Origin of the sequence: Methylocystis sp. (assembly GCF_051062815.1) — a bacterium.
Taxonomy (GTDB): Bacteria; Pseudomonadota; Alphaproteobacteria; order Rhizobiales; family Beijerinckiaceae; genus Methylocystis.
The window spans coordinates 1-4,737 of record NZ_JBPFDU010000039.1 but is presented as its reverse complement, the minus strand read 5'-3'; the positions used below and the strand labels follow the sequence as shown (position 1 = coordinate 4,737).

Annotated in this window: 5 protein-coding genes and 1 pseudogene; 3 read left to right on the top strand and 3 right to left on the bottom strand. The window is 62.4% G+C overall.

Features of this window, described 5'->3' with window-relative positions:
• Nucleotides 1-216, top strand: a pseudogene (locus ACR65W_RS05875) (hypothetical protein); the annotation flags it as partial.
• A gap of 42 nt (nt 217-258) precedes the next feature.
• On the opposite strand, the gene ACR65W_RS05870 reads toward ACR65W_RS05875, so the two are convergent.
• Nucleotides 259-621 carry a DUF983 domain-containing protein gene (locus ACR65W_RS05870; RefSeq protein ID WP_434498224.1) on the bottom strand — a complete coding sequence of 121 codons (363 nt, stop codon included), beginning with the start codon at nt 619-621 and terminating at the stop codon, nt 259-261.
• Between the two features lie 223 nt (nt 622-844).
• On the opposite strand from ACR65W_RS05870, the gene ACR65W_RS05865 reads away from it, so the two are divergent.
• A complete protein-coding gene (locus ACR65W_RS05865) occupies nt 845-3,109 on the top strand; it encodes a ComEC/Rec2 family competence protein (RefSeq protein ID WP_434498223.1) in 2,265 nt (754 codons plus the stop codon).
• A 25-nt stretch (nt 3,110-3,134) separates the two neighbouring features.
• Here the strand turns inward: ACR65W_RS05865 and lexA are convergent, their stop codons facing one another.
• Complete coding sequence (lexA, locus tag ACR65W_RS05860) at nt 3,135-3,845, bottom strand: transcriptional repressor LexA (protein ID WP_175094376.1); 711 nt, start codon at nt 3,843-3,845, stop codon at nt 3,135-3,137.
• 194 nt (nt 3,846-4,039) lie between these two features.
• Between lexA and ACR65W_RS05855 the strand changes: the two genes are divergently transcribed.
• Nucleotides 4,040-4,321: a hypothetical protein gene (locus tag ACR65W_RS05855; protein WP_434498222.1), complete on the top strand. Its 282-nt coding sequence runs from the start codon at nt 4,040-4,042 to the stop codon at nt 4,319-4,321.
• A 199-nt stretch (nt 4,322-4,520) separates the two neighbouring features.
• On the opposite strand, the gene ACR65W_RS05850 is transcribed toward ACR65W_RS05855, so the two are convergent.
• A partial coding sequence (locus tag ACR65W_RS05850) for a hypothetical protein (protein WP_434498221.1) occupies nt 4,521-4,737 on the bottom strand: 217 nt, incomplete at its 5' end.

Here is a 4,737-nt window from a genome sequence, read left to right as displayed (position 1 = left end):
AACCCGCAGCCTCGTCTTTTTCCGCCTCGGTCATCGGAGATAGTGTCCATCATCGATAGTGGACACGATCCCCGCGCCACGCGCACGACTATCGCCGCCGTCAGCCCCAATCGCCAGACGGCCCTCGGCGGAGGCTTACGTCTCAGCGTCGTGCAGGACAAGGGCGGAGGGCTCGCTACGCTGCGGGATGTGAGCGGAATCGGCGAGAGCGATTAGCGCTCCTTGTGAGCTGCAAGTGCCGTGTTAACACGCGCGAATCTATGAATTCGGCTTCCTCGACAGCAGCCATAGCGCGGAGATGAAGAATCCCTTCGTAAGCGGCAGCAAGAGCAACACGAGCGCGATCGTTAGCGGCACAACGATCAGCATCTCGACAGCGTAGGAGTAACGTCCGCTGCTCTCTAAAATGAAGAGAAGCGGCACGACTGTAATCGTCACGGCGCCGACGGTCAGCCATGCTGGGCCATCATCCGCATCGAGGCCCGCAAAACTTTCCCGGCAATGCGCGCAAGAATCGCGCGGCTTGAGGTAGCTCGCGAACAGCTTGCCCTTGCCGCAGTTTGGGCATTTTCGCGTCAGTCCGCGAAACAAGGACGTGCCCGGCGATGGATCGCTGTTCATTGACGCCAAACCGAATGACGGCGATCAACGCGCCACTGCGCGTTGACTGCATTGCGAGTCCATCTCAAGGTGGATCTCGCTTCTGATTTAAGGGGATAGTTTTTTATGTCGCCGCAGGCAACCGCCCACTGGCGAGCGACGGTTCAGGAACGCAAGGCGGCGCAAGACAAGGGGCGCGGTCGGCGCTAGGCTCTTTCCCGTATTTGTTCGGGGCCGGTCATTCTTGAACGACATTTCACGCACCGCTGAACGGGAGGAGCGCGGCCGCGATCTTTCGTCGCGCGTCTTTCCGCTGCGTGTACGAGGATTGGCCGAGGTCCTGCGCGCGTCGCTGGAACAGGAGCGGACGCTACGCCGTCCGTTTCTCTGGCTGGTCGTCGCTTCAGGCGGCGGCGTCGTGCTCTATTTCTCGGCCGAGCGTGAACCTTCGCTCGCGCTTTGCCTTTGCGCGCTCGCCGCCTTTGCAGTCTTGGCCGGGCTTACGCGCCGGCACACCCGCGCCCATGCGCTTTTTCTGACGCTCGCTTTCATCGCCCTCGGCTTTGCGTCGGGCGCCTGGCGGACGGCGCGCGTCGCGGCGCCGATCATTCCACGCGTCGGCATCGGTCAGCTGACGGGCTTCGTCGAGGAGGTGGATCTGCGCCGGGCCGGCGCGCGCTTTATCCTGCGCGTCGCGAGCGCCGAAGGCTATCCGGACGACATCGTTCCTTCCCGCGTGCGTCTGACGACGCGCGGCGAGCCGAATTTTTCAGCCGGCGACTTCATCGCCTTCAAGGCGCGGCTGATGCCGCCGGCGCGGGCGGCGCTTCCCGGCGGCTATGATTTCGCGCGGGACGCATTTTTTGCGCGCATCGGCGCGGTCGGCAACGCGCTCGGACGAATCGAGACCATGCCGCCGCCCGAACCGGCGCCATTCTCGCTACTTTTTTTTGCGCACGTCGATCGCATGCGCAACGCCTTGGCGATGCGGGTTTATCGAATCATTGAAGGCGATGCGGGCGCGATCGCCGCCGCCATGGTGACCGGCAAGCGCGACTTGCTGTCCGAGGACGCCAAGAATCTCATTCGCCGGGCGGGCATATTTCACATCATCACCATTTCCGGCGTTCAGATGACGCTCGTGGCGGGCATCTTCTTCGTCGGCTTTCGGCGCCTGTTGGCGATGTCACAAACGCTCGCGTTGAATTATCCGATCAAGAAATGGGCTGCGGCGCTCGCGATGCTCGGCGCCATTCTCTATGACATCGGCACGGGCTCTCGCGTCGGCACCGAGCGCGCGCTCGTGATGACTCTCATCATGCTCGCGGCGGTTCTCTTCGATCGGCCGTCGCTGTCGATGCGCAATCTGGCGCTTGCCGCGCTCTTCATCATCGCCTTCGAGCCGGAGGCGTTGCTCGGCGCAAGCTTTCAGCTCTCCTTCGCGGCGGTGGCGGCCTTGATCGCCGTGTACGAATGGCGCGGCGAATATCTCGCGAAGCGCCGCATCGACGATCACGCGCCGCGAGGGCGATGGCGAGCGCTTCGCGAAAGCGTCGTCGAGCGCCTGCTGCACGGACCCGGGGCGGCGATCTTCGCAACGCTATGCGCGACCTCGGCGACCGCTTCATTCATGGCGTATGATTTTCACGAGCTGAGCCCCTATGTGCTGATCGGCAATCCGCTGACGCTGGCGATCATTGAATTCTTCGCCGTTCCCTGCGCGCTCGTCGGCTCTGTGCTTTACCCCTTGGGCCTCGACGGCTTCATCTGGCGCTATCTCAAGCTGGGCATCGACCTCGTGACCTATCTCGCCGGGCTGATCGCCAGCGCGCCCGGCGCGAGTTTGCCGGTTGCGGCCTTTGCGCCCTGGGCGATCCTTTTCCTTTCGCTTGCGGTCCTGTCGCTCGTGCTCTGGCGCACTTGGGCGTGGCGCGCGCTCGCCATCCCTCTCGCCTTGATCGGACTGATGGGCGCGAGGAGCGGCGCGCCCTTTGATCTGGCCGTGCCGGCGACCGGAGAATCGGCGGCGCTGCGCCTGCCGTCCGGACAGCTCGCCGTCATGGGGCAAAAACCGAGCGCTTTCGCCGCGGAACAATGGTTGCGGGCGGACGGAGACGCGCGCCAGTCCGCGGACGCCAGGAGCGGCGTCGCTTGCGACGACGCGGGTTGCGTGGCGAAGGCCGTCAATGGCCGCTTTGTCGCGCTCGTCGCCGGGCGCGGCGGCTTTTTCGAAGACTGCGCGCGCGCCGCCGTCATTGTGACGCCGCTTTACGCGCCGTTAGGCTGTGCGGCGGAGATCGTGATCGATCGCCGCAGACTGTCCGAAACAGGGTCTGTGGCATTGAGATTCAAGGCGGATGGCGTCGAATGGACGACCGCGCGCGCGGTCGACGAGGATCGGCCCTGGTCGCCGGCGCCTCGCAATCGCCGCACGTCCGGATTTACCGCGCCGCTGAGCGATGAAGAGCGCAGCGCGGAAGATGCGCGCGCGATGGAGCCGCTGGAGTAGCGGCCGTGCGCCAACGCCCACGAAACTAATATTTCCGCAGCAGGCTCACGAGCCTGCCCTGAATGCGCACGCGATCGGGGCCGAAGATGCGCGTTTCATAGGCGGGGTTGGCGGCCTCTAACGCGATCGAGGCGCCGCGTTTGCGCAGGCGCTTCAACGTCGCTTCCTCATCGTCGATCAGCGCTACCACGATGTCGCCGGTGTCGGCGCTGTCCTGCTTGCGGATGACGACCGTATCGCCGTCGAGGATTCCGGCTTCGATCATCGAATCGCCGCGCACTTCGAGCGCGAAGTGCTCGCCGCTCGTGAGAAGGTCAGGCGGCAGGCTGATGGTGTGGCTGCGGTTCTGGATGGCGGAGATCGGCGTGCCGGCGGCGATGCGTCCCATGACCGGAATGGCGACCTGACGTTCACCTTCGTCCTCGAAACGTTCGCTGAGCGGCCGGACGCGCCCGAGATTCCCCTCGATGACGGACGGCGAGAACTTGCCGTTGCGCCCGCCGGCGGTACGCGGCGTGGACGATTCGGGTAGCCGCAGAACTTCGAGCGCGCGGGCGCGATTGGGCAGGCGGCGGATGAAGCCGCGTTCCTCGAGCGCGAGAATCAGCCGATGAATCCCTGACTTCGACCGCAGGTCGAGCGCGTCCTTCATCTCGTCGAAGGACGGCGGCACGCCCGACTCCTTCAGACGTTCATGGATGAAGCGCAATAGATCGTTTTGTTTTTTGGTCAGCATCGCCGCACCGCCCCGCAAGCCGAATCGTTGATTTTGGCTGAGCCGCAGCTTCTGGCTCGATAACCTAAACAAATCATGAACAGAACGATATCGGTTCTTACTGCGTTCCGCAAGCCAAATGTCGAAGGTATCCCCTTTGAACATGTGGAGGAATCAGATTATGGTTGAGACCTCAATAATCGGAGGTCAATGGCATGGTAGACCCCCAAAAGGTCGAAGACGCGGGCGAGTTGAGGGTCGCATTTCTTGGTCCCGCATACGCGGCGAATCGGTTCTTTGTGTCGATTGGGACTTCTGGAGTCCGGATCGCATTTACGGAGCAATGGAGCGAAGATGCGCCGCCAGAGTTCAGGTGCGCGGCGATAGTGCCGTTGATAGATGCTATTCAATTGAAAAATTTACTTGTTCAAATGCTGGACCCGGTCGAAGCGCAAATTGCAAAAATGGAAGGAGCCAAGGGGAAAGCCGATGGCTGAACCCTATAAACAGGAAGCGACCGCAGGCGGGCTCGATAAACCAAGGTCGCAGGCTTCTATCGGTTCCGTTGGAGCAAATCTGGTCACTGCGAGCACGAGAAAGCCTCGGAAACCTGACGTGTCTGGGAGTTTTGCCACCCCAATTTATGGGAGGCGAACAGTGAGGCATTTTCCTATTTCACAATCAGAACTCAAACAATTAGGCGAAAGGAGAAATGCGGGGACGGCTTTTTCGTCGGTTGGAATGGGTCTTATAGGTGTCGGCATTGGCCTTCTGTAAGCCTCCGCCGAGGGCCGTCTGGCGATTGGGGCTGACGGCGGCGATAGTCGTGCGCGTGGCGCGGGGATCGTGTCCACTATCGATGATGGACACTATCTCCGATGACCGAGGCGGAAAAAGACGAGGCTGCGGGTTC